18 protein-coding genes and 2 pseudogenes are annotated in these 23,435 nt (G+C 72.4%); 8 read left to right on the top strand and 12 right to left on the bottom strand.

Annotation, left to right across the window (positions count from 1 at the left end; translation table 11 throughout):
- Positions 1-36 precede the first annotated feature (36 nt).
- Together ACFV20_RS10450 and ACFV20_RS10445 are read right to left on the bottom strand one after the other, a co-directional pair.
- Entirely contained in the window at positions 37-1,311 is a 1,275-nt protein-coding gene (locus tag ACFV20_RS10450; protein ID WP_385654788.1) for a M14 family metallocarboxypeptidase, read from the bottom strand.
- A complete protein-coding gene (locus ACFV20_RS10445) occupies positions 1,308-3,278 on the bottom strand; it encodes a Xaa-Pro dipeptidyl-peptidase (RefSeq protein WP_385654785.1) in 1,971 nt (656 codons plus the stop codon). The genes ACFV20_RS10450 and ACFV20_RS10445 overlap by 4 nt, the downstream gene beginning before the upstream one ends.
- Before the next feature lie 212 nt (positions 3,279-3,490).
- Between ACFV20_RS10445 and ACFV20_RS10440 the strand changes: the two genes are divergently transcribed.
- Together ACFV20_RS10440 and ACFV20_RS10435 are read left to right on the top strand one after the other, a co-directional pair.
- Complete coding sequence (locus ACFV20_RS10440; RefSeq protein WP_385654783.1) at positions 3,491-4,993, top strand: M1 family metallopeptidase; 1,503 nt, start codon at positions 3,491-3,493, stop codon at positions 4,991-4,993.
- A gap of 193 nt (positions 4,994-5,186) precedes the next feature.
- Positions 5,187-6,074, top strand: coding sequence for an arginase family protein (locus ACFV20_RS10435; protein ID WP_385654780.1), 888 nt, complete (start codon positions 5,187-5,189; stop codon positions 6,072-6,074).
- A gap of 28 nt (positions 6,075-6,102) precedes the next feature.
- On the opposite strand, the gene ACFV20_RS10430 is transcribed toward ACFV20_RS10435, so the two are convergent.
- Positions 6,103-7,569: an amino acid permease gene (locus ACFV20_RS10430; RefSeq protein WP_385654778.1), complete on the bottom strand. Its 1,467-nt coding sequence runs from the start codon at positions 7,567-7,569 to the stop codon at positions 6,103-6,105.
- 218 nt (positions 7,570-7,787) lie between these two features.
- Between ACFV20_RS10430 and ACFV20_RS10425 the strand changes: the two genes are divergently transcribed.
- On the top strand, positions 7,788-8,510 hold the full coding sequence (locus ACFV20_RS10425; protein WP_385654775.1) for a MerR family transcriptional regulator: 723 nt from the start codon (positions 7,788-7,790) through the stop codon (positions 8,508-8,510).
- On the opposite strand, the gene ACFV20_RS10420 is transcribed toward ACFV20_RS10425, so the two are convergent.
- From ACFV20_RS10420 to ACFV20_RS10405, 4 genes and pseudogenes are all read right to left on the bottom strand, one after another.
- Positions 8,496-10,682, bottom strand: a complete 2,187-nt coding sequence (locus ACFV20_RS10420) for a 3-hydroxyacyl-CoA dehydrogenase NAD-binding domain-containing protein (protein ID WP_385654773.1) — start codon at positions 10,680-10,682, stop codon at positions 8,496-8,498. The two genes, ACFV20_RS10425 and ACFV20_RS10420, sit on opposite strands and share 15 nt — an antisense overlap.
- Before the next feature lie 34 nt (positions 10,683-10,716).
- On the bottom strand, positions 10,717-11,931 hold the full coding sequence (locus tag ACFV20_RS10415) for an acetyl-CoA C-acetyltransferase (RefSeq protein ID WP_385654770.1): 1,215 nt from the start codon (positions 11,929-11,931) through the stop codon (positions 10,717-10,719).
- 11 nt (positions 11,932-11,942) lie between these two features.
- Complete coding sequence (locus tag ACFV20_RS10410) at positions 11,943-13,088, bottom strand: CaiB/BaiF CoA transferase family protein (RefSeq protein ID WP_385654767.1); 1,146 nt, start codon at positions 13,086-13,088, stop codon at positions 11,943-11,945.
- Between the two features lie 109 nt (positions 13,089-13,197).
- A pseudogene (locus tag ACFV20_RS10405) lies at positions 13,198-13,576 on the bottom strand (MmcQ/YjbR family DNA-binding protein).
- Positions 13,577-13,667: 91 nt separating this feature from the next.
- On the opposite strand from ACFV20_RS10405, the gene ACFV20_RS10400 reads away from it, so the two are divergent.
- Positions 13,668-14,846 carry a saccharopine dehydrogenase family protein gene (locus tag ACFV20_RS10400; protein ID WP_385654765.1) on the top strand — a complete coding sequence of 393 codons (1,179 nt, stop codon included), beginning with the start codon at positions 13,668-13,670 and terminating at the stop codon, positions 14,844-14,846.
- A gap of 13 nt (positions 14,847-14,859) precedes the next feature.
- Here the strand turns inward: ACFV20_RS10400 and mmpA are convergent, their stop codons facing one another.
- Positions 14,860-15,006, bottom strand: a complete 147-nt coding sequence (gene mmpA / locus ACFV20_RS10395; protein WP_385654762.1) for a morphogenic membrane protein MmpA — start codon at positions 15,004-15,006, stop codon at positions 14,860-14,862.
- A gap of 89 nt (positions 15,007-15,095) precedes the next feature.
- Entirely contained in the window at positions 15,096-15,788 is a 693-nt protein-coding gene (locus ACFV20_RS10390; RefSeq protein ID WP_385654761.1) for an endonuclease V, read from the bottom strand.
- Positions 15,789-15,857: 69 nt separating this feature from the next.
- Here ACFV20_RS10390 and ACFV20_RS10385 point away from each other — a divergent pair.
- Positions 15,858-16,139 (top strand): annotated as a pseudogene (locus tag ACFV20_RS10385) (YciI family protein); the annotation flags it as partial.
- A gap of 15 nt (positions 16,140-16,154) precedes the next feature.
- On the opposite strand, the gene ACFV20_RS10380 reads toward ACFV20_RS10385, so the two are convergent.
- Both ACFV20_RS10380 and ACFV20_RS10375 read right to left on the bottom strand, forming a co-directional pair.
- The gene (locus ACFV20_RS10380) at positions 16,155-16,478 is read right to left on the bottom strand and encodes a plasmid stabilization protein (protein WP_385654758.1); all 324 of its coding nucleotides are present in this window, start codon (positions 16,476-16,478) and stop codon (positions 16,155-16,157) included.
- 70 nt (positions 16,479-16,548) lie between these two features.
- On the bottom strand, positions 16,549-17,643 hold the full coding sequence (locus ACFV20_RS10375; protein WP_385654755.1) for a WD40/YVTN/BNR-like repeat-containing protein: 1,095 nt from the start codon (positions 17,641-17,643) through the stop codon (positions 16,549-16,551).
- Between the two features lie 246 nt (positions 17,644-17,889).
- On the opposite strand from ACFV20_RS10375, the gene ACFV20_RS10370 reads away from it, so the two are divergent.
- Positions 17,890-18,306: an SsgA family sporulation/cell division regulator gene (locus ACFV20_RS10370; RefSeq protein WP_385654753.1), complete on the top strand. Its 417-nt coding sequence runs from the start codon at positions 17,890-17,892 to the stop codon at positions 18,304-18,306.
- A gap of 55 nt (positions 18,307-18,361) precedes the next feature.
- On the opposite strand, the gene ACFV20_RS10365 is transcribed toward ACFV20_RS10370, so the two are convergent.
- A complete protein-coding gene (locus ACFV20_RS10365) occupies positions 18,362-19,036 on the bottom strand; it encodes a GPP34 family phosphoprotein (RefSeq protein WP_385654750.1) in 675 nt (224 codons plus the stop codon).
- Between the two features lie 314 nt (positions 19,037-19,350).
- Between ACFV20_RS10365 and ACFV20_RS10360 the strand changes: the two genes are divergently transcribed.
- Positions 19,351-20,976 (top strand): ABC-F family ATP-binding cassette domain-containing protein, encoded by a 1,626-nt coding sequence (locus tag ACFV20_RS10360; RefSeq protein WP_385654748.1) that lies wholly within the window; start codon positions 19,351-19,353, stop codon positions 20,974-20,976.
- A gap of 10 nt (positions 20,977-20,986) precedes the next feature.
- Positions 20,987-23,263: an ATP-binding cassette domain-containing protein gene (locus tag ACFV20_RS10355; RefSeq protein WP_385654746.1), complete on the top strand. Its 2,277-nt coding sequence runs from the start codon at positions 20,987-20,989 to the stop codon at positions 23,261-23,263.
- The last annotated feature ends 172 nt before the right edge of the window (positions 23,264-23,435 follow it).

Genomic DNA, 23,435 nt, shown 5'->3' with positions numbered 1-23,435 from the left:
AACGCTGCTACCACGTGTGGCGGAATTTCACCCCTCTCAGCATGCGGTTTCGGATGAACCTCCGGTCAGGTGGTACTCGGCCCGGTCGTCGAGCAGCAGTGGCACGAGCGCCCGCAGGGGCTGGCGCAGCGGGACGAGCACCCCGTCGCGGTCCTCGCGCACCCGCACGCCGTGCAGGGCGAGTTCGTCGCCGACCTCGGCGTACTGGGCGGCGGTGAGCCGGTAGCCGCAGGGTGGGTTCGGGATGATTTCATCCGGTTCGGGGGCATCGTTGTCGGCGCCGCCGACGTAGACGGGGCCGGTGTCGGCGTACCCCTCCAGCCGGGCCAGCGCCGTCGTCGTCGCGATACGCGTCCGGCGCTGCTCGGTGTATCCGAACATGCCTCGCAGCGCGTCCAGTTGGGAGTCGACCCGGCGCCGGTTGTTGAGCGCCTCGTCCGCCTTCTCCGCCTCGGTGAGCGGGTCGACGCGGCTTTCGATGAGCAGTCCGACGGAGTGCTTCACACCGGACATGTTGCGCAGAATGCGCTCCTGCCCGTCCCCGGCGACCTGTCTGACCGGCTCGCCGGTCTCGGGGTCGGTCCAGATGCCGTAGGTCCCGGTCGAGCGGCCCGCCTTCCGCGCCGCGGGCCGGACGTACGCCTCGGACAGGGTCCTGGCCTCGTCGTGGACCGCCTCGTCGGTGTTGAGGTTGCGCGGCCACAGGTCGAAGAGGTCCTTGTCGTAGAACCGGGGTGTGGCGCCGTACTCGTGCAGGTCGTAGACGAGGTCGGGGCGCTCGTCGCGCAGGACGGCGGCCAGGGCGCGGCCCTCTGCGGTCCGCAGGGCGAGGTGGTCGCGGTTGATGTCGACGCCGTCGCTGTTGCCGCGCGTGTTCGCGGCCCGGCCGTCGGGGTTGGCGGTGGGCACGACCAGGACCGTGGTGCGGTCGAGGAAGCGCCGGGTGCGGCTGTCACGGGCGTACGCGAGGTCGCGGACGGTGGTCAGACAGGCCTCGCGGCCGGAGGGTTCGTCGCCGTGCTGGCTGCACACGAGCAGCACCTTGGTGGGGCTCGGGCGGTTGCCGGTCCGCACGAGCCGCAGCGGGCGGTCCTGTCTCGTCGTGCCGACGCGGGTCACGGAGACGCGGCTGCTCGACCGGTCGACGGCCGTGAGGAAGTCCTGCTCCTCGCCCTCGGTGGTCCAGCGCGCGCCGTCGGACTGCTCGAAGCCGGTGCGCGGCGGGGAGTCCGGCGCGGCCCCGGCCGGTGCGGTGACCAGGGAGGCCGTGAGGGCGGCGGTGGTCAGGATCAGGGCGCGTGCGCGGGTCACCGGCTCGCCTCCGGGACGCGGTGTGCGGCGCGCGGCTCCCGTACGCCGTCCAGGAACGTGGCGTCGGGCGTGGTGTACGCGGCGCCCGTGGTGGCGCGGGCGAAGGCGGTGGCTCCGCCCACGAAGGGGACGCGGGCCGAGGTGCGGGCGAGGTCGAGTGCGAGTTCCGGCCGGTCGGCGGGAGGGTCGATGAGGCCCTGGTCCGTGCCCCCGACGATCAGGGCGAGCCGGTGGCCCTTCGGGACGACGTGGTCGGTCGCCGCGAGGTCGAGGGTGATCGTGTACCGCTTGCCGGGGGTGAGCGGGGAGCCCTGGTGGCCGGAGGCGTGGTTGCCGAGGTCGGCCCAGCCGCGGCTGACGATCGTGTAGCCGACGTCGGCGGTCTTCGCCTTCGTCTCCTTGAAGCAGGAACTGTCGGCGGTGGTGCTCGGACCCCAGCAGGTGCGGTTCGTGAGGGTCGTGATGCCCTCGCCCGCGTCGGCGTAGTCACGGATGGTGGCGGGGCCGACGTCCACGAGGACGGCGGAGAGGTGGGCCGTCGGGGTGGAGGGCGTGGCGGTGACGGTGACCCGGGAGGAGCCGGCCAGGCGCAGGTCGCGGGTGAGCGCTCCGGTGCTGAAACCGGCCTTCCCGGGTGTCGGCTCGTCGAGCCGCGCGGCCCAGTCGGTCTCGCTCGACCGCGGGTCGTCCGTGAACGTCTCGGTGCCGTGGCCCCGGTGCAGTCCGAGGGTGCCGACGCCGGCCCGGGCGCCCCGGTCGGGACGCAGGGTGGCGGCCCGGGTGCCGCTCGGCGGCCAGGTCCTGGAGGTCTCCCACCGGTCGGGGGCGCGCTCGACATCGGCGACGGGCTCGCGGTCGATGCCGTTGTCGATGCCCATGAGTTCGTGGTCGAACCAGCGGTGCAGCGTCTCGACCCATGCGCCGCGCCGGAAGTCGAAGGGGTCGACATGGCCGGTCTGCGACAGCCAGATCTTGCGCTCGACGCCGTTCTTCGCGAGGGCGTTCCACCACGCGCCGACGTGCTTCATGCGGACGTTGAGGTCCTGCATGCCGTGGACCAGGAAGACGCTGGCCGTGACCTTGCGCGCGGCCTTCACGTAGTCGCGCTCGGTCCACAGCGGGGTCCAGTCGCCGGTGCGCGGGGCGCCGTCGACGAGCTTTTGCTGGACGGCCTGGCACTTGGCGCGGGCCTCGGGGCTGTCGACGTAGTCCGACAGCCACTCGGGGCCGGAGTCGTACAGCGGGGCGCCCTGCTGGAAGTAGTAGTCGTACCAGGAGGAGATGGCGCTGATCGGGACGATGGTCTCCAGGCCCTCGACGCCGGTGGCGGCGACACCGTTGGCGATGGTGCCGTCCCAGCTCTTGCCGATCATGCCGGTGCGGCCGTTGGTCCAGCCGGCCCGGGCGCGGGTGGTGCCGGTGCGGCTCGTGTAGGCCGTGGCGCGCCCGTTCAGCCAGTCGACGACGGCCTTGGCGGACTGGATGTCGGAGCGGCCGCCGACGTCGACGCAGCCGTCGGAGCGATGGGTGCCGGCCAGGTCCACGCCGACGAAGGCGTAGCCGCGCGGCACGAAGTAGTTGTCGTAGTAGAGCGGCATCTGTGCGACACGGCCCTGCGCGTCGTACGTCTTCTTCTGGCTCTCGTTGCCGCGCCCGCAGCAGGAGTAGTACGGGCTGGCGTCCATGATGACGGGGACCTTGCGGCCCTGCCGGGCGGGTTCGCGGGGGCGGACGATGTCGACGGCGACCCGGTCGGTCCTTCCGTCCCGGTCGCCGTCGAGCCCGGTGTCCACCCAGACGGCCTCGCGGATGGCGTTCTCGTAGGAGTGGACGGGGTCGCTCCCGCGCGGGGCGGCCGGTGCCGGCGCGGCCTGTGCGGCCGCGGGGGTGAGCAGCGTGGCCAGGAGGGCGGCCGTGGCCGCCGTCGCGAGCGGTCTCCAGGTCGTGAAGCGCGTGCGTTTCGGCATGCGCCGGACGGTACATCGGTGAACTCCTGCGCAGAAGAGGGCAGCTGACGGACCGGCGTGTCCCGGAGGGGGCCGCGGGAGTGGTGTCCCATGTCGGCCGAATGGCGATCGTGTGACAGCAGGGGCCATGGACATGATCAGGGGCACAGGGAGTCAATAGGCTCCGGACAGACCCCCGGAAGACCTCGGGACCCTACGACTTGGAGCCTTGCGTGCACCGCAGAATCATCGCGCCGGGAGCCCTGGCGGCGGCCGTTCTCCTGCTGGCGACCCCGGCATCGGCCGCGCCCCTCTCCCCCGGCGCGCCGGGTATCGGCGACCCCTACTACCCGGCCTACGGCAACGGCGGATACGACGTCTCGCACTACGACCTCCGGCTGAAGTACCAGCCGGCCACGGACGAACTGGAGGGCACGGCGACGCTCGTGGCCCGCGCGACGCAGGACCTGACGCGCTTCAACCTGGACTTCCTGCTGGACGTCGGCGAGGTGCGCGTCAACGGCGCGAAGGCGGCGCTGCGGACCTCGGGCGAGCAGGAGCTGGAGATCACGCCGAAGACCCCGCTGGCCAAGGGCGCGCCCCTCACGGTCGTCGTGCGCTACCGCGGGGTGCCGTCGTCCGAGCGGGCCTTCGGTTTCACCAGCTGGCACCGCACCCCGGACGGGGGTGTCGCGGCGAACGAGCCGGAGGCGGCCGCGTGGTGGTTCCCGGCCAACGACCATCCGCTGGACAAGGCGACCTACGACGTCTCCGTGCTGGTCCCGGAAGGTACGCAGGCCATCTCCAACGGCACGCTCCAGTCGACGAGTTCGAAGCTCGGCTGGACGCGCTGGAACTGGCGGTCCGACAAGCCGCAGGCCACGTACCTGGCCACGCTCGCGGTCGGGAAGTTCGACATCACGACCGGCACCACCGACGGCGGCATCCCCGTTCTCAACGCCTACAGCAGGGACCTCGGGGCGAACGCCGGGGCGGCACGGGCGAGCATCGAACGCACCGGGGAGATCGCGGACTGGCTGGCCGGGTACTTCGGGCCGTACCCCTACAGCGCGCTCGGCGGATACGTGCCGAACACGAACACCGGGTACGCGCTGGAGACCCAGACCCGGCCGTTCTACAGCCCGCGGCAGTTCGCGAACGGGTCGAACGTGTCGGTCGTCGTCCATGAGCTGGCCCACCAGTGGTATGGCGACGAGGTGTCGCTCAAGGGCTGGAAGGACATCTGGATCAACGAGGGCTTCGCGCGGTACGCGCAGTGGCTGTGGTCCGAGCACGAGGGCGAGGGCACGGCGCAGGAACTCGCCGACTACGTGTACGCCTCGCACCCCGCCGACGACCCGTTCTGGACGGTGAAGCCCGGGGATCCGGGCCCGGAGAACCAGTTCGACATCGCGGTCTACGACCGTGGCGCCCTGGCCGTCCAGGCGCTGCGGAACAAGGTCGGCGACGCGGCGTTCTTCGCGATCCTCAAGGGCTGGCCGTCGAAGTACGCCCACGGCAACGCCTCGGTGGCGGACTTCCGGCGGTACGCGGAGGAGGTCTCGGGCAAGCCGCTGACCGGGCTCTTCGACACGTGGCTGTACCAGCCGTCGAAGCCGGGGGTGCCGGCTGCGCGGGCCGCCGCGGTCGCCAAGGGGGCGAAGGGAGCGCAGGCTGTGTCCCAGCCCAGGTCGTGGAAGCGGATCGCCGCGACGAACGGGGTGCACGGGCACTGACGTCCGGGCGTCGTGCGCAGGTGCACGCGGACCGACGTCCGGGGGGGCGTGCGAAGGTGCACGGGTCGCGCGGGGCGTCGACGTGCTGCCCCGTCAGGGTGACGCCCGGCCTGCTGAACGGGGCCCCGCCGTCTACGGTGGGGCCCATACCCCGTGACGGGTGAGGGCCAGGCTGCTGACGAGGGAGCCGGACGTGCGCAAGCTGGCGATCGTCGAGGCACCGTCCGTGCTCGGGCTGCGCCCCACCGGCGTGGAGGAGCTGCCCGAGGCGCTGCTCGGGGCGGGGCTGGCCGAGGGGCTCGGGGCGGTGCGCGCGGGTCGGGTCGAGCCGCCGCCGTACGACCCGGAGCGGGATCCGGACACGGGGGTGCTGAACGCGGGTGGCATCGCCGCGTACTCCGTCGCTCTGGCCGACGCCGTGGGCGAGGTCCTCGACACCGGCCGGTTCCCCGTCGTGCTCGGCGGCGACTGCAGCGTGCTGCTCGGCACCCTGCTCGCGCTGCGTCGCCGCGACCGGCACGGCCTGCTGTTCCTGGACGGGCACAGCGACTTCTACCAGCCCTCGGCCGAGCCGGCCGGCGAGGTGGCCTCCATGGAACTCGCCCTGGCCACCGGACGCGGCCCCCGCGTGCTGGCCGACCTGGAGGGCCGGGGCCCGCTCGTCAGGGACGGCGACGTCGTCGCCCTGGGTTTCCGGGACGCGGAGGAGTCCGCGGCGTACGGGATGCAGCCGCTGCCGCCCGCCCTGCACGCGATGGAACTGCACACCGTGCGCGCGCTCGGGGCGGCCGAGGCGGCCCGCCGCGCCGTCGGGCTGTTGAGCGGCGGCGGCGCGGACGCCGGGTACTGGATCCACTGCGACGTCGACGTCCTGGACGACGCCGTCATGCCCGCCGTCGACCACCGGCAGCCGGACGGGCTGACCTGGCAGGACCTGGAGAGCGTGCTGCGTACGGCCCTGTCCGCGGGCGGTGCCGTCGGCCTGACGGTCACGATCTTCAACCCGCGCCTGGACCCCGACGGCACCCTCGCCCAGCGCCTCACCGCCTGCCTGACAGCGGCCTTCGACAGCCAGGGCTGAGCCGCCGGCCGCCGATGACCCCGGGCCGTTACTTCGTCAGCCGGGACAGTTCCTGGTCCGCCGTCCGGGAGACCCTGCGGCGGACACCGAACCAGCCGGCGACCAGCATGACGGCGATCACGGGGATGAGCAGGAGGGTCCTGCGGCCGACCTCGGGGTCGTTCCACATCATGCCGAGGCAGGCCAGCAGGAAGACGATCGTGGCGATCTCCGTGACCGGGGTGCCCGGGAGGCGGAAGGAGGGGCGGCTGATCAGGCCCGCCTTGGCGCGGCGGACGAAGACCAGGTGGCACACCATGATGATCACCCAGGTGCTGATGATGCCCAGGGAGGCCACGTTCAGCACGATCTCGAAGGCCTGGGCCGGCACCAGGAAGTTCAGGCCGACGCCGAGCACGCACACCCCGCAGGTCAGCAGGATGCCGCCGTAGGGGACCTGGCTGCGGTTCATGCGGGCGGTGAACTTGGGGGCGGAGCCCGCCATCGCCATGGAGCGCAGGATGCGGCCCGTGGAGTAGAGGCCCGAGTTGAGGGAGGACATGGCGGCGGTCAGGACCACCAGGTTCATCACGTCGCCCGCGGCCGGGACGCCGATCTTCGACAGCACCGTGACGAAGGGGCTCTGGTCGGCCGAGTAGACCGAACCGGGCAGCAGCAGGGCCAGCAGGACGACCGAGCCGACGTAGAACAGGCCCACGCGCCACATGATCGAGTTCACCGCGCGCGGGACGACCTTCTCCGGCTCCGCGGTCTCGCCCGCGGCGACACCGACCAGTTCCAGCGCGGCGTACGCGAAGATCACGCCCTGCATCACCAGGACGACCGGCATCATGCCGTGCGGGAAGACGCCGCCGTTGTCGGTGATGACGCTCATGCCCGGGGTCTGGCCGCCCACCTCGTGCTGCGTGGCGAGCAGGAAGATGCCGATCAGCATGAAGCCGACGAGGGTCGCGACCTTGATGATCGCGAACCAGAACTCCATCTCGCCGAAGATCTTCACCGAGATCAGGTTCACCACCAGGACCACCGCGAGGGCGACCAGCGCGAGCACCCACTGCGGGATGTCGGTGAACAGGCTCCAGTAGTGCGTGTAGAGCGCGATCGCGGTGATGTCGGCGATACCGGTGGTCGACCAGTTCAGGAAGTACATCCAGCCGGCGACGTACGCGCCCTTCTCACCGAGGAACTCACGCGCGTACGACACGAAGGAACCCGACGAGGGGCGGTAGAGCACGAGCTCACCGAGGGCCTTGACGACGAAGAAGGCGAAGATGCCGCACACCAGGTAGGCGATCGCCAGGGCCGGGCCCGCGTTGTGGAGGCGGCCGCCCGCGCCCAGGAACAGTCCGGTGCCGATCGCGCCTCCGATGGCGATCATGTTGACGTGGCGGGCCTTGAGGTCCTTGCTGTAGCCGGCGTCGCCCGCGTCCGCGGGCACTGCGGCCGCATCGGTACGCGGCGTGGCCGCTGCCGTGTTCACGGCGTCCTTGCTCACGGTGGATCCACTCTCTGGTGCGCCCGAGCGGGTCGCGCTCGGCTTCCGGACGTACATAAGGTCCGTGCCCTCGGTAAAGGCACAGACCAAGGGGCCACCTTCCCCCACGCCATGGGGCTCACGCGGTGGCCTACGTCACAGAGCGCTCCTTCTCACACCCCGCTCCCCCTGATCACGCGAGGTTTCACAGCAGTGGTGAGACAGCGATACTGCTGCACATGACGACCGACACCGAGGAGCCGACCCTCACGATCGACGAGCTGGCGGCCCGGGCCGGTGTCACCGTGCGCACCGTCCGCTTCTACGGCACGAAGGGGCTGCTGCCGCCGCCGGTGCTCGGTCCGCGGCGGGTGGGGCACTACGGGCGCGAGCACCTGGCCCGGCTGGCGCTCATCGAGGAGTTGCAGCAGCAGGGCATGACGCTGGCCGGCATCGAGCGCTATCTGCGGCAGCTGCCGCCGGACCTGAGCGCGCACGACCTCGCCATCCACCGGGCCGTGGTGGCCTCCTGGGCGCCGGAGACCGTCGAGACCGTCAGCCGGGCGGAACTGGAGCGGCGGGCCGGGCGGCCGCTCGGTGACGAGGACGTCGAGCGGCTCGTCGCGATGGGCGTGGTCCGGCCCGCGGACGGCGGGTACGAGGCCGACCTCGGTCTGCTCCGGCTGGGCGCCGGGCTGCTGGACGTGCCGCTCTCGCAGGAGGCGATCTCCGCGGCGCGCAAGGTCCTCATCGAGCACGCGCGCGCAGCGGCCCGGGAGATGTCCCAGCTCTTCCGCGGCGAGGTGGCGGAGCGCGACGCGCGGGACGTGCGCTCCTTGTCCGCGCACATGCACCCTCTGGTGGTGCAGGCGCTCCTCACCGCCTTTCAGCGGTCGCTGAAGGAAGAGCTGGGCGATTGGCTCACCGGGCCGTCGGGCTCCGGCGGGTCAGCCGCGGGCTGAGTCGCTGAACCGCTCCCCCTTCTCCGCCTTCTCCACCAGCAGCGCGGGCGGGGTGAAGCGCTCCCCGTACTGCTCGGCGAGTTCCCGCGCCCGGGCTACGAAGCCGGGCAGACCGCCCTCGTAGCCGTTGATGTACTGGAGCACGCCTCCGGTCCAGCCCGGGAAGCCGATGCCGAAGATGGAGCCGATGTTGGCGTCGGCGACGGAGGTCAGCACGCCCTCCTCCAGCAGCCGGACGGTGTCCAGCGCCTCGGAGAACAGCATGCGTTCCTGCATGTCCCGGAACGGGATCCGGTACCCCGGCTCGGTGAAGTGCTCGCGCAGCCCGGGCCACAGGCCGGTGCGCTTGCCGTCGTCGCCGTAGTCGTAGAAGCCGGCGCCGCCGCTGCGGCCGGTGCGGCCGAACTCGTCGACCATGCGGTCGATGACGGCCTCGGCGGGGTGGGCCGTCCAGGTGCCGCCCGCCTCCTCGACCGCCCGCTTCGACTCGGCGCGGATCTTGCGGGGCAGCGTCAGCGTCAGTTCGTCCATCAGGGACAGCACCTTGGCGGGGTAGCCGGCCTGGGCGGCGGCCTGCTCGACCGAGGCGGGCTCGATGCCCTCGCCGACCATGGCGACGCCCTCGTTGATGAAGTGGCCGATGACGCGGGAGGTGAAGAAGCCGCGCGAGTCGTTGACGACGATCGGCGTCTTGTTGATCTGCCGGACCAGGTCGAAGGCGCGGGCCAGGGCCTCCTCGCCGGTACGCTCGCCCTTGATGATCTCCACCAGCGGCATCTTGTCGACGGGCGAGAAGAAGTGCAGGCCGATGAAGTCGGTCTGGCGCTCGACCCCTTCGGCGAGGGCGGTGATGGGCAGGGTGGAGGTGTTGGAGCAGAGCAGCGCGTCGGGCTCCACGACGTTCTGGATCTCCTGGAACACCTTGTGCTTGAGGGAGGTGTCCTCGAAGACCGCCTCGATCACGGCGTCACAGCCGGCCAGGTCCTGGACCTCGGCGGTGGGGGTGATGCGGGCGAGCAGCGCGTCGGCCTTCTCCTGCGGCGTACGGCCCTTGGCGACGGCCTTGGCGCACAGTTTCTCGGAGTACGCCTTGCCCTTGAGCGCCGCCTCCAGGGAGACGTCCTTCAGGACGACGTCGATGCCGGCGCGGGCGCAGGAGTAGGCGATGCCGGCGCCCATCATGCCGGCGCCGAGGACGGCGACCTTGCGGACCTTGCGGGGCTCGATGCCCTGGGGGCGGTTGGCGCCGGAGTTGACGGCCTGGAGGTCGAAGAAGAACGCCTGGATCATGTTCTTCGAGGTCTGGCCGGCCGCGAGGTCCACGAAGTAGCGGGCCTCGATGACCTGCGCGGTCTCGAAGTCGACCTGGGAGCCCTCGACGGCGGCGGCCAGGATGTTGCGCGGCGCCGGGTAGGGGGCGCCGCCCGTCTGCTTGCGCAGGGTGGCGGGGAAGGCGGGCAGGTTCGCGGCGAACTTGGGGTTGGCCGGGGTGCCGCCCGGGATGCGGTAGCCCGGCTTGTCCCAGGGCTGCCGGGACTCGGGGTTGGCGTCGATGAAGGCGCGCGCCTTGGCCAGCATGTCCTCCTGGCTGTCGGCCACCTCGTCGACGAGGCCGTTGTCCAGGGCGCGGCGGGGGCTGTACTGGGTGCCCTGGAGGAGGACCTTCAGCAGGGCGTCGGCGATGCCGAGCATCCGGACGGTGCGGACGACGCCGCCGCCTCCGGGCAGCAGGCCGAGGGTGACCTCGGGGCAGCCGATCTTGGAGCCGGGGGCGTCGAGGGCGACGCGGTGGTGGCAGGCCAGGGCGATCTCGTAACCGCCGCCGAGGGCCGCGCCGTTGAGTGCGGCGACGACGGGCTTGCCGAGGGTCTCGATGCGGCGCAGGTTCCGCTTGATGGCCATGCCGCCGTCGAACAGCTCCTGGGCCGTCTCGGGCGTGACGCGGATGAGGTCGCGCAGGTCGCCGCCGGCGAAGAAGGTCTTCTTGGCGGAGGTGATGATGACGCCCCGGATGGAGTCCTTCTCGGCCTCCAGGCGGTCGGTGACGGCGGCCAGCGAGTCGCGGAACGCCTGGTTCATGGTGTTCGCGGACTGGTCCGGGTCGTCGATGACCAGGGTGACGAGGCCGGTGCGGTCCTGTTCCCAGCGGATGGTGGTGGACTCAGTGCTCATGTGGAGGTGCTCCGTGTGATCCGTCGGGAGGGGGTCAGATGCGCTCGACGATGGTGGCGACGCCCATGCCGCCGCCGACGCACAGCGTGGCGAGGCCGTAGCGCTTGTCCTGGCGCTCCAGTTCGTCGACGAGGGTGCCGAGGATCATCGCGCCGGTCGCGCCGAGGGGGTGGCCGAGTGCGATCGCGCCGCCGTTGACGTTGACCTTGTCCAGGGACAGGCCCATGTCCTTGACGAAGCGCAGGACGACCGCCGCGAACGCCTCGTTGATCTCGACGAGGTCGATGTCGTCGATGGTCAGGCCGGCCTTGGCGAGGGCCTTGCGGGTGGCGGGGGCGGGCCCGGTGAGCATGATGGTGGGCTCGGAGCCGGACACGGCGGCGGAGACGATCCGCGCGCGGGGCGTGAGGCCGTAGCGCTCGCCGACCTCCTTGGAGCCGATCGCGACGAGCGAGGCGCCGTCGACGATGCCGGAGGAGTTGCCCGCGTGGTGGACGTGGTCGATCTTCTCCACCCAGTGGTACTGCTGGAGCGCGACCGCGTCGAAGCCGCCGAGTTCGCCGATGTCGGCGAAGGACGGCTTGAGCTTGGCCAGGGAGTCGGCGGTGGTGCCGGGGCGCGGGTGCTCGTCGTGGTCGAGGACGACGAGGCCGCTGCGGTCCTTGACCGGGACGACGGACCTGTCGAAGCGGCCGTCCTTCATGGCGGTGGCGGCCCGCTCCTGGGAGAGGGCGGCGTACTCGTCGACGTCGCGCCGGGAGAAGCCCTCGATGGTGGCGATGAGGTCGGCGCCGATGCCCTGCGGCACGAAGTTGACCTCGAGGTTGGTCATCGGGTCGTTGAACCAGGCGCCGCCGTCGGAGGCCATCGGCACCCGGGACATCGACTCGACACCGCCCGCGAGGACGAGGTCCTCCCAGCCGGAACGCACCTTGGCGGCGGCCAGGTTGACGGCTTCCAGGCCCGAGGCACAGAAGCGGTTCTCCTGCACACCGGCGACCGTGTCGGGCAGGCCCGCGGCGATGGCGGCGATCCGGGCGATGTCGGAGCCCTGGTCGCCGACCGGGCCGACGACGCCGAGGACGATGTCGTCGACGGCGGCCGGGTCGAGGTCCGGGAACCGGGCGCGGATCTCGTGGATGAGTCCGACGACCAGGTCGATGGGCTTGGTGCCGTGCAGGGCGCCGCCTGCCTTGCCGCGGCCGCGCGGGGTGCGGATCGCGTCGTACACGTACGCTTCGGTGCTCACGAGGGGGCCTTTCACTGAGGGTTTCGGGACGCTGGGAGCAGCCCGGGGACGTCCCACTCCCGGGCGATCTCCGCCGTGTCGGCGCCGGGCCGGGCCGGGCCGGTGCGGACGGAGGTCGGGGTCGCGGAGAAGCGGGGGGCCGGGGCGGGCTGGGTGATGCCGCCGTGGTCGGTGAAGGTGCCGCGGGCGGACAGGTGCGGGTGGTGCGGGGCCTCGCGCAGCGACAGCACGGGCGCCACGCAGGCGTCGGAGCCGTCGAAGACGGCCGTCCACTCGTCCCTCGTCCGGGTCTTGAAGCGGACGGCGATCTCGTCGCGCAGTTCGTCCCAGCGGGTGACGTCCTTACGGGCGTCGGCCCGGTCGCCGGCACCGAGAAGGGCGAGGAACTCGGTGTAGAACTGCGGTTCCAGGGCGCCGACCGCCATGTACCGGCCGTCGGCCGTCTCGTAGGTCCCGTAGTAGGGGCAGCCGCCGTCCAGGAGGTTGGCGCCGCGGCGGTCCTGCCAGCCGCCGGCGGCGAGCATGCCGTGGATCATCGTGGCGAGGTGGGCGGTGCCGTCGACGATGGCGGCGTCGACCACCTGGCCGGTGCCGGACGTACGGGCGTGGTGCAGGGCGGCGAGGACGCCGACGACGAGGTAGAGGGAGCCGCCCGCGTAGTCGCCGAGCAGATTGGCCGGGGCCGGCGGCGCCTGGTCCGGCCGGCCGATCATGCCGAGGGTGCCGGTGGGGGCGATGTACGCGATGTCGTGCCCGGCGCGCCGGGCGAGCGGGCCGTCCTGGCCCCAGCCGGTCATCCGGCCGTAGACCAGGCGCGGGTTGCGGGCGTGGCAGGGCTCGGGGCCGACGCCGAGGCGCTCGGCGACACCGGGGCGGTAGCCCTCGAGCAGGATGTCGGCGCGGGCCGCGAGGCCGAGCACCCGCTCCGGGCCGTCGGCGGACTTCAGGTCGACGACCACCGAGCGCTTGTTGCGGTTGGTGACGTCGTACGCCGGGTCGATCGCGAGCCCGGGGCCGCCGGGCCGGTCCACCCGCACGACGTCGGCGCCGAGGTCGGCCAGGAGCATGGCGGCGAACGGGCCGGGCCCGATGCCGGCCAGCTCGACCACGCGCACGCCGGTGAGCGGGCCGTGTCCTGGCGTCCTTGCCGTGGTCATCCAGCCCCCAGTGCTGTGACACATCTGATGTAACACCAGTGATGCTAAGAACGTGTTCCACTCGGCACAAGAGCTGACCGAGCAAGCGCTTAGCAATCTGCCGGACGGGTCAGCTTCCGTCCAGCTCCACTATCAGCCGCTTCGGGGCTCACCCGGTAGCTCTCCTCCACCCAGTCGCAGAGCACCTCCGCGGACGGGGCGCCCTGCCGCTCCAGGGGGATGCTCACCCAGCCCGCCTTCCCCAGGCCGTACCCGGCGGGTTCGGCGCCCGGGGAGGCCAGCGCGTGGGCGTGCGCCGTCTCGTCCTTGAGCTTCACCGTCACCCCCAGGGGGTAACTGCCGTCCTGCACCCCGAGGAAGACGAAGACCTTGCTGTTGACCTTGGCGACGGACTCACCCCAGGGGAACTCCTCGACGGCGTCCGGCAGCCCCAGTGCGAACGCGCGCACTTTCTCCCACTTCTTCAGGGCATTCCTGGGCACGGCCATCGTCGTCCTCCGGGCTCGTCGTCGGGCTCCGCACTCCTCACGCTAGCCTCGGCCACCGACAGCGGCACGGGCTGCACGACCGAGGGGTGTCATGAGCAGGCAAAGCAGGACGGACCGTCCGTACGACATCGTGCTCTTCGGAGCGACCAGTTTCGCCGGGGCGCTCACCGCGGAGTACCTGGCCGCCCACGCGCCCGAGGGACTGCGCTGGGCGATCGCGGGCCGCAACGCCGGGAAGCTGGAGCGGCTGCGCGAACGACTGCCCGCCGACGCGCGGGTCGAGGTGGAGCGGGCGGACGTCTCCGATCCCGCCTCGCTGCGCGACCTCGCCGAAAAGGCCCGCGTGCTGGCCACGACCGTCGGCCCGTACGTGACCTACGGCGAGGAGCTCGTCGCCGCCTGCGCGGACGCCGGGACCGACTACCTCGACCTGTGCGGCGAGCCGGAGTTCGTGGACCTGATGTACGTCCGGCACGACGCCCGCGCCCGGGAGACCGGGGCGCGGCTGGTGCACGCCGCCGGGTTCGACTCGATCCCGCACGACCTGGGCGTGTACTTCACCGTGCAGCAGCTGCCCGAGGACGTGCCCCTGACCGTGGAGGGCTTCGTCACGGCGGACGCGGCGTTCTCCGGCGGCACCTTCGCCTCCGCGCTGGGCCAGTTCGCCCGGCAGCGGCAGATGGCGGCGGCGGCGCGCGACCGGCGGCGCCACGAGCCGCGGCTGGTGGGCCGGCGGGCGTCGGCGCCGCTCGGCGCGCCGCGGTTCGCCAAGGAGGTCGGCGCGTGGGCGCTGCCGATGCCGACCATCGACCCGCAGATCGTGCGGCGCTCGGCGTCGGCCCTCGACCGCTACGGGCCCGACTTCCGCTACCGGCAGTACGCGGCCGTACGGCGTCTGCCCGTCGCCGTGGGCGGGGTGGCGGCGGTCGGCGCGCTGGTCGCGGCGGCTCAGGTGGCGCCCGCGCGACGCCTGCTGTCGGACCGGCTGAAGCCCGGGGACGGGCCGAGCCCCCAGAAGCGGGCGAAGAGCTGGTTCTCGGTGCGCTTCGTGGGCGAGGGCGGCGGCTCGCGGGTGTACACGGAGGTCTCGGGCGGCGATCCCGGCTACGACGAGACGGCGAAGATGCTCGCCGAGTCGGCGCTGTGCCTGGCCTTCGACGACCTTCCGGAGACGGCGGGTCAGGTCACCACGGCGGTGGCGATGGGCAACGCCCTGATCGGCCGGCTGCGCGCGGCGGGCATCCGGTTCCGCGTGGCGGCGGCCCGCTGAGGCCCGCCGGGAGCTACAGCGGCCACTCGGCGACGGTGTAGATCATCCCGGCGATCCAGCCGAGCCCGGCCAGGACGGCGAGGATCAGTCCTGTGGTGACGGCCCGTTCGACGGTCTGGGCCGGGCCGGGAACGGGCTTGGGGGCGCGGTGTGTTGTCATGCGCCCCAGCCTGCCGACGGCACCGGCCCGGGGCATCCGTACGGGTACTCAGGGCCGGTACTCAGATCGCCGGGTCGCCGTGCGGCCCGTCAGGCCGGGTGCGTCCCCCGCAGCGCCTCGCGGCACAGCGCGTCGGCCCTGCGCGTGGTCTCCGGGAGGCGGTAGGCGGGGGTCAGCGCGAGGGTGTGCGCACAGGCGTTGTCCAGGGTCACCCGGTGTCCGACGGAGACGAAGACCGGCTTGACGGCGTCCCGGGTGCGCAGGGCCCGGCCGACCTCCTCGGAGCCGGCGAGCAGCGGGGAGGCGCTGCCGCGCGGGGTGCCCGGCTCGTCGTGGGTGAAGGTGAACGGGTTCTTCGCGACGCCGATGGTGGGCAGGCCGGTCAGGACGCCGAGGTGGCTGGCGAGGCCGAAGCGGCGGGGGTGGGCGAGGCCGTAGCCGTCGCAGACGACCAGGCCGGGCGGGCAGGGCAGGGCGTCGAGGGCGGCGAGGACCGCGGGGATCTCACGGAAGGCGAGCAGCCCGGGCACATAGGGGAAGGCGACCCGGCCCACGGCGGTCGCCCGGGCGACGACGTCGAGGGTCGACGCGTCGAGCACGACCGCCGCCGCCGCGACGACGTCCCGCTCGTCGTCGTAGGCGACGTCGACCCCGGTCACATGTCCCGTTCCGGGCGGCGGTCCCGGTTCGTCGAGGATCACTCGCGCGCGCAGAGCGTCCTGCACGGCGCGGGCCTGCTCCTCGGTGGCGGGCCAGTCCTGGGGAATGCGTACGGTCGTCATGGTGGGCCCGAGCCTACGGGCTGCCCGGCGGCCGGACGGCCGCCCGGGGGTGGGCTCCCGGTCGCGTTCGTGCCGGAACCGGCGTACACCGCCCCGCTGGAAGCCGTCGACGCCGTGCCGGCGGAGCATGCGGTGTGGCTGGACGAGCAGGACCGGCGGGGGGTCTTCCTCGCGTCCGGGCGCGACAACCCCCGCGACGGCGGGTGATCGTCGCCGACGCGGGGGGATCGTGCGCGGATCGAGGAGATCACCGCGCAGGACCCGTTCGTGACCGCGGGCGTACGCGCCTGCCGCGTCACCGAGTTCACGGCGACCAGGACGGCACCCGCGCCGCGGGCCTGCCGCGAGACCTCCGAGGCGTCCGCCTCACTTGCCGAGGGCGCGCTGCAACTGGCTCTTGTTCATGCTGGAACGGCCCTCGACACCCTTGCGCTTGGCCTCCTGGTACAGCTGGTCGTAGGTGGGTCCCTGGGAACCCTGCCCCGAGCGCTGACCGCCCCGCTTGCCGGGGGACATGTCCTGCGTGGAGGTGCGGCTGGCCGTCCTGGACTCGCCGGAGCGGGCGCGTTCCTTGTTCACCGTGCGCGCGGCGATCTCCTTGGCGCGGCCGGTGCTCTCGCCCCGGTCCTTCGCGCTCTCCTTGATGTGCTCGTACTGGCGCTCCCGCTTGGAGCTCGAACCGCGTGGCATCTCCGCTCACTTCCTTTCCCGATCGGTGAACGGGTACCCACACTGCCGACGATCAGGGCACCCGGCATGCTCACTGCTCCAGGCGGGCGACCCGGCCCTTCTCGCCCGCGGCCCAGCACCCGTGGTCCCGCGTGCAGTCGACGGTGTCGTAGGAGCCGGTGTCCACGGTCCGCCAGGTCCGTCCGGCGTCGGTGGTGAGGTCGGTGCCCGTGGGGCCGACGGCGAGGGCGGCGGTCCTGCTGTGCGGGAGCCAGGCCACGCCGGAGCGGTAGGCGGGCACGGGCGTGACCGCCGGGCGCCAGGTGCGGCCGCCGTCGGCGGTGCGGGCGGCGGCGCGCGGCGAGGGCTGGTCGGGGCGGTAGTCGCCGCCGACGGCGAGGCCCCGGGCGCGGTCGCGGAAGGCCAGCGCGAAGACGCCCCGGGCGGGATCTCCCGCGGGCAGGGGCGCGTCGGTGGCCCGCCAAGTGAGGCCCCGGTCCGCCGAGTGCAAGACCCGGGCGCGGGCCGCCCCGCCGGTGGCGAGCCAGACGTCCTTCGCGCCGGACGTCACCAGGCACTGGCCGCTCGCCGCGAACCCGGCCTCGCCCTCCTGCGCGGCCGGCATGCCCCGGTCCGCCAGCACCGACCAGGAGCGGCCGCCGTCGCCGGTCGACAGGATGCGGAACCTGCCGTCCACCGGATCGCTCATCGCGAGCCCGTGGCGGCTGTCGAAGAAGGCGAGGCAGTCGTAGAACGCCTTGGGGTCGGGGTTGCGGAAGGACTCGGTCCATGTCGTGCCGCCGTCGTCGGTGCGGTAGATCCGGGACGCCTCCCCCTCACCGATGGCCAGCACCACGGCCCGGCGCGCGTCGAACGCCTCCACGTCCCGGAACTGCAACTCCCCCGCGCCGGGCGGCGACACGTTCCGCCAATGCGCGCCGCCGTCGGTGGTGCGCAGAACGGTTCCGGCGGTGCCGGCGACCCAGGCGGTGTTCCGGCTGACGGCGGCGAGGCCCCGGAAACGTGCCTCCGGGGCGCCGGTGTCCTTCAGTTCCCAGTGCGGCGCCCGGTGTTCCGGCTGGCGCGCCTGCGCCGGTACGGCGGTCAGGGCCGCCAGTGCCGCCGCGCAGACCGCCGTCGCGGTCGCCCTGCGCCGTGTCCGTCCCGCCCGTCGCGTGCTCCCCATACGCCTCATGGCGGGCGAAGCTAGCCCACGCCCCGGGAGCCGTCCAGACGGCCTCTGCGGTCACCCGCCCCGCCCCACCCATGCCTGCGGGGCACACGAGGAGAGTCACGTCACTCCGGTGCATGAACGCGGTGACAGAGGTCACTCGCAGTTCGTGTGCACGGATTGGCTGATTCCGTCGTCTCTTCCCATGCCCGGCCTCATCCGCCCGGACGCCCGTCCAGCCGTCACAAGGGAGCAAAGGCGTTGTCCATCGTCATCGAGCAGCCCGTGGAGGCCCGCCTCGTCGCCGCGGCGCCGCGTATGCCGAGCATTCCCGCGACGCTGCACTACGACCGGCGTGATCCGTTCGCGGTCCGCATGACCTTCCCCGCCCCCGCCACACTGGAGGGCGTCGACGTCTGCTGGACCTTCTCCCGCGAGCTGCTCGCCGCGGGTCAGAAAAGCGCCGAGGGGCACGGCGACGTGCGGGTGCGGCCCTACGGCTACGACCGCACGGTACTGGAGTTCCACGCGCCCGAGGGCACCGCCGTGGTGCACGTCCGCTCGAGCGAGATCCGCCGGTTCCTCGAGGCCACGAGCGAGCTCGTGCCCGTCGGCCTGGAGCACCTCCAGCTCGATCTGGACCACGGCCTGGCCGAGCTGATGCGCGACACGTGCTGACCTGACGGGCCCGCCGCGGCAGAGTGGCCGGGCTCGCACTCGGCCACGGGTGGTCTCAGCGCGAGACGGTCACCGCGTTCCCGGCCCTCCGCTCGGTCAGCGCCGTGCTCACCTCGCGGACGACGCGGGCCAGTCCGGGCCTCGCCTCAGCGGCCCGCTCGGTCAGTTCGCGGATGCGCTGTCCGGAAGGGCCGTCGCCGAAGAGGTGCGCGGCTGCCGCGAGGACGGCGACCGCCGCGTCACGGCCGGAGACCGCCGTGGCCGGAACCCGGCCGGTCTCCCCCCGCCGCGGCTCGCGCAGCACCTGCCGTGTCTCCGCCCGCAGCGCCTCCACGACGACCACCCGGTCCAGCGCGTACTCCACGGACGGGAACACGCCGAGCACCCTTCTCTTCTCCGCCCGGACGTACCCCTTCGCCACCAGTTGCTCCCGCACGGCGTCGGAGGTCACCCGCGCCCGCAGTGTCACCCAGGTGCGCCAGGGATGGGGGAAGGACTCGCGGACGAGGTCCAGCAGCCCGTCGAGGACCGGATCGCCCGCACTCGCGTCCAGGTCCACCGGTGTGGCGATGCCGTCCACGTCGGTCAGCAGGCCGCGCCGGGCCAGCTCGACGAGGGCACCGGCCCGCACCAGGTCGGTTCGCGGGGCGGTGCCGGCGGCCGCCGGCCGTCCGGTGTCCCAGGCCAGCAGACAGAGCCTGGCCGGCAGCGAGAGCGGTTCGTTCGGCACACGAGCCTCCTTCGAGCACGAAGACCGGGTTCCCCGTAAAGGCGTTGACATCGCTCACAGCGCCTTCGTACGGTGTACAACGTCCTGTTGCCGCCGATTGGAGAAGGACGTTGCTCGTCTGAGGTCCTGAGACACCGCGTCACACCCCTCGGTGTGTGCGCTGCGTGCGACCTCGGCGTTCGAGCCGTCCTCCCGGTGCAGGGCATTTCGAATTTCATGTCCGTGACGTGCCCACGGAGCCTCCTCCCCTGGTCGCAGGTGTCTCGACACGCGTGTGCCCCTGACCGCTTCGAGCAACCGCGAGCGAGGCCCCCATGTCCGCTTCCATCACCGTCACGTCCCTTGCGTTCGCCTGGCCCGACGGCAGTCCCGTCTTCGAGGGCCTGGACGTCGCGTTCGGCCCCGGCCGGACCGGCCTGGTCGGCGTCAACGGCTCGGGAAAGTCCACCCTGCTCAAGCTGATCGCCGGTGAACTCGCACCGGCCGACGGCACCGTCCGCGTGGCCGGCGAGGTCGGATACCTCCCGCAGAACGTCACGCTCGACACCACCCTGCGCGTCGACCAGGCCCTCGGCATCGCCGCCCGGCGCGCCGCCCTGCACGCCATCGAGTCGGGCGACGCCTCCGAGGCGCATTTCGACACCGTCGGCGACGACTGGGACGTCGAGGAGCGCGCCCTCGCCACCCTGGGTGAACTCGGCCTGGGGCACGTGGAGCTGGACCGCACCATCGGCGAGGTGTCCGGCGGCGAGTCGGTCCTGCTGCGGCTGGCCGCGCTGCTGCTGCGCCGGCCCGACGTGCTGCTGCTGGACGAGCCGACCAACAACCTCGACCTGTACGCCCGGCGGCGGCTGTACGCGGCCGTGCAGTCCTGGCCGGGCGTGATGGTCGTGGTCAGCCACGACCGTGAACTGCTGGACCTCGTCGACCAGATCGCCGATCTGCGCTCCGGTGAGATCAGCTGGTACGGCGGCAACTACTCCGACTACGAGGAGGCGTTGGAGGTCGAGCAGGAGGCGGCCGAGCGCATGGTGCGCGCCGCCGAGTCCGACTTCCGCAAGCAGAAGCGCGAACTGGCCGACGCCCAGGTCAAACTGGCCCGGCGCAAGCGGTACGGGCAGAAGATGTGGGATCAGAAGCGTGAGCCGAAGATCGTGATGGGGGCGCGCAAGCGCGCGGCGCAGGAGTCCGCGGGCAAACACCGCATCCTGCACGAGGAGAAGCTCGCCGAGGCCCGGGAGCGGCTCGACGAGGCGGTGGAGGCCGTACGGGACGACGACGAGATCCGCGTCGACCTGCCGTACACGGCGGTGCCGCCCGGGCGGACCGTCCTCACCCTCCAGGATCTCGGGCTCCGCTACGGCGCCCGGGTGAAGGGCGGCGTCGAGCTGCGCGGACCGGAGCGGGTCGCGTTGATCGGGCGCAACGGCGCGGGCAAGACCACGCTGCTGCGCACGATCACCGGGGAGCTCCCCCCGGAGTCGGGCGAGGTGCGGGCGCACGTCCCGCTGCGGTTCCTGCCCCAGCGGCTCGACGTCCTCGACGGGGAGTTGTCCGTCGTCGAGAACGTGGCCCGGTTCGCGCCGGGCGCCACCAACAACCGGATCCGGGCGCGGCTTGCGCGCTTCCTGTTCCGGGGCGCCCGCGCCGACCGCAAGGCGGCGACGCTGTCCGGCGGCGAACGCTTCCGGGCCGCGCTGGCCGCGCTGATGCTGGCCGAGCCCGCCCCGCAGCTGCTCCTGCTGGACGAGCCCACCAACAACCTCGACATGGCGAGCGTCCGGCAGCTCACCACGGCCCTGGAGTCGTACGAGGGAGCGCTGGTCGTGGCCAGTCACGACCTGCCGTTCCTGGAGTCCGTCGGCATCACGCGCTGGCTGCTGCTGGAGGAAGGAGAACTGCGGGAAATCACGCCAGAGGCTGTCGGGTTTTCCTCCTAGCGTCGGAGGCATGACCGACTTCGCGCACGATGCCATCACCCTGACCGGAGCACGCGAGAACAACCTCAAGGACGTCACCCTGCGGATCCCGAAAGGCCGGCTGACCGTGTTCACCGGCGTTTCGGGGTCGGGGAAGTCGTCCGTCGTCTTCGACACGATCGCGGTGGAGTCGCAGCGCCAGCTGAACGAGACGTACCCGTGGTTCGTCCGCAACCGGCTGCCCAAGTTCGAGCGGCCGCACGCGGACGGCCTGGAGCACCTCACCCCGGCGATCGTCGTCGACCAGCGGCAGGTCGGCGGTCATTCCCGGTCGACCGTCGGCACCATGACGGACGTCTACTCGGTGATCCGGGTGCTGTTCTCCCGGCACGGCACGCCGAGCGCCGGGCCGGCGACGGCGTACTCGTTCAACGACCCGTCGGGCATGTGCACCGAGTGCGACGGCCTCGGCCGGACGGTGCGGCCCGACTGGGACCGGATCCTGGACCCGGCCCGCTCCCTCGCCGGCGGGGCGGTCCGCTTCCCGCCGTTCGCCGCCGGGACCTGGCAGGGCCAGACGTACACCAACAGCACCGAGCTGGACCCGCACAAGCCGGTCGGGCGGTTCACGTCCGCCGAACGGGAGTTCCTGATGTACGGGCGGCCCGGGAGCAAGGTCACCGTCACCGGCAGCGGCGGCACCTGGACCACCGACTACGAGGGGCTGGCGGTCCGCTTCGAGCGGCTGTACCTGAAGCGGGACCTGTCGGGCATGAGCCAGAAGACCCGGGACCTGGTGAGCGCGTACCTGGTGGACGGCACCTGCCCGGCGTGCCGTGGAGCCCGGCTGAACGCGGCGGCGCTCGCGACGCGCGTCAACGGCCGGTCGATCGCCGACTGCACCCGCATGCAGGTCACCGACCTGATCGCCGTGCTGAAGGAGATCGACGACCCGGTGGCCGGGCCGATCGCCTCGGCCGCCGTCACCGCGCTGGAGCGCATCGAGGCGATCGGCCTCGGCTACCTCAGCCTCGACCGGGAGACGGCCACGCTCAGCGGCGGGGAGGGGCAGCGTCTGAAGACGGTGCGGCACCTGGGCTCCAGCCTGACCGGGATGACGTACATCTTCGACGAGCCGAGCGTCGGACTGCACCCGCGCGACGTGGGCCGCCTCGGCGACCTGCTGCTGCGGCTGCGCGACAAGGGCAACACCGTGCTGGTCGTCGAGCACGACCCGGACGTGATCGCGCTGGCCGATCACGTCGTCGACATGGGGCCGGGGGCCGGGGCGGGCGGCGGCACGGTCGTGTTCGAGGGGACGGCTCGGGAGCTGGCGGCGTCCGGCACGCTCACCGGACGGTGCCTGCGCCGCGGCACGGCGGTCAAGGACGAGGTGCGGGAGGCCGCCGGGGAGTTGTGGGTGAAGGGCGCCAGCCGGCACAACCTGCGGGACGTGACCGTGCGGTTCCCGGTCGGTGTGCTCACGGCGGTGACCGGGGTCGCCGGGTCCGGGAAGAGCACCCTGGTCGGGGAGTTCACGGCGGCGCACGACGAGGCCGTGGTCGTCGACCAGTCGTCGATCGGCATCTCGGGCCGTTCCACCCCGGCCACGTATCTGGGGATCATGGACACGGTCCGCAGGATCTTCGCCCGTGAGACGGGGAGGGAGGCGGGTCTGTTCAGCTTCAACTCCGGCGGGGCCTGCGGCACTTGCGAGGGCCGGGGGCTCCTCTGCACCGACCTGGCCTTCATGGACCCGGTGACGACGACCTGCCACGCCTGCGAGGGGCGGCGCTTCAGGGAGGAGGTGCTGCGGCTGACCGTGCGGGGCAAGTCCGTGGCGGACGTCCTGGAGATGACCGCCGAGCAGGCGCTCGACTTCCTCGACGACCCGGGCGTACGGCGCCGGCTGCGCGCCCTGCGGGACGTCGGACTGACGTATCTGACCCTCGGGCAGCCCCTGTCGACGCTCTCCGGCGGCGAGAGGCAGCGGATCAAGCTGGCCACACGGCTGCACCGGAGCGGGGCGGTCTACGTCCTCGACGAACCGACGACCGGTCTGCACATAGCGGACGTGGACGGACTCGTCGCCCTGCTGGACCGGCTGGTGGACTCGGGCAACACGGTCGTCGTGGTCGAGCACAACCTGCACGTGGTCGCCCGCGCCGACTGGGTCATCGACCTCGGCCCGGACGGCGGCCGGGACGGCGGCGAGATCGTCTTCGAGGGGACGCCCCGCCAACTGCTGGAGACGGAGGGATCCTTCACGGCGGAGCATCTACGGCGGGCGGTGCGGCACCACCGGTGAGCGGGGGACGCACGGGGGTCGGGGGGCCCGGGCGCGGGAGGGATCGCCAGGGAGCAGGCCGAGCATGCGGGTGGAGTGCCACCGCCGTGGGGTGAGGTGCCGGGCATGCGGTGGTGCGCCACCGCTGCGGGGGCCGGGCATGCGGGTGGACTACCGGGACCGTCGGATGTTG

The organism is Streptomyces sp. NPDC059696 (assembly GCF_042733745.1).
Classification (GTDB): domain Bacteria; phylum Actinomycetota; class Actinomycetes; order Streptomycetales; family Streptomycetaceae; genus Streptomyces.
Note: the sequence above shows the minus strand (reverse complement) of the source record. Positions and strands in the feature narration are given on the sequence as shown.

Bases quoted from the DNA above. Each gene is read 5' to 3' on its own strand.
- ACFV20_RS10420 (WP_385654773.1), bottom strand. From the start codon at position 10,682: ATGAGCACTGAGTCCACCACCATCCGCTGGGAACAGGACCGCACCGGC.
- ACFV20_RS10375 (WP_385654755.1), bottom strand. From the start codon at position 17,643: ATGGGGAGCACGCGACGGGCGGGACGGACACGGCGCAGGGCGACCGCG.
- ACFV20_RS10355 (WP_385654746.1), top strand. From the start codon at position 20,987: ATGACCGACTTCGCGCACGATGCCATCACCCTGACCGGAGCACGCGAG.
- ACFV20_RS10425 (WP_385654775.1), top strand. From the start codon at position 7,788: ATGACGACCGACACCGAGGAGCCGACCCTCACGATCGACGAGCTGGCG.
- ACFV20_RS10360 (WP_385654748.1), top strand. From the start codon at position 19,351: ATGTCCGCTTCCATCACCGTCACGTCCCTTGCGTTCGCCTGGCCCGAC.
- ACFV20_RS10445 (WP_385654785.1), bottom strand. From the start codon at position 3,278: ATGCCGAAACGCACGCGCTTCACGACCTGGAGACCGCTCGCGACGGCG.
- ACFV20_RS10400 (WP_385654765.1), top strand. From the start codon at position 13,668: ATGAGCAGGCAAAGCAGGACGGACCGTCCGTACGACATCGTGCTCTTC.
- mmpA (WP_385654762.1), bottom strand. From the start codon at position 15,006: ATGACAACACACCGCGCCCCCAAGCCCGTTCCCGGCCCGGCCCAGACC.
- ACFV20_RS10410 (WP_385654767.1), bottom strand. From the start codon at position 13,088: ATGACCACGGCAAGGACGCCAGGACACGGCCCGCTCACCGGCGTGCGC.
- ACFV20_RS10390 (WP_385654761.1), bottom strand. From the start codon at position 15,788: ATGACGACCGTACGCATTCCCCAGGACTGGCCCGCCACCGAGGAGCAG.
- ACFV20_RS10380 (WP_385654758.1), bottom strand. From the start codon at position 16,478: ATGCCACGCGGTTCGAGCTCCAAGCGGGAGCGCCAGTACGAGCACATC.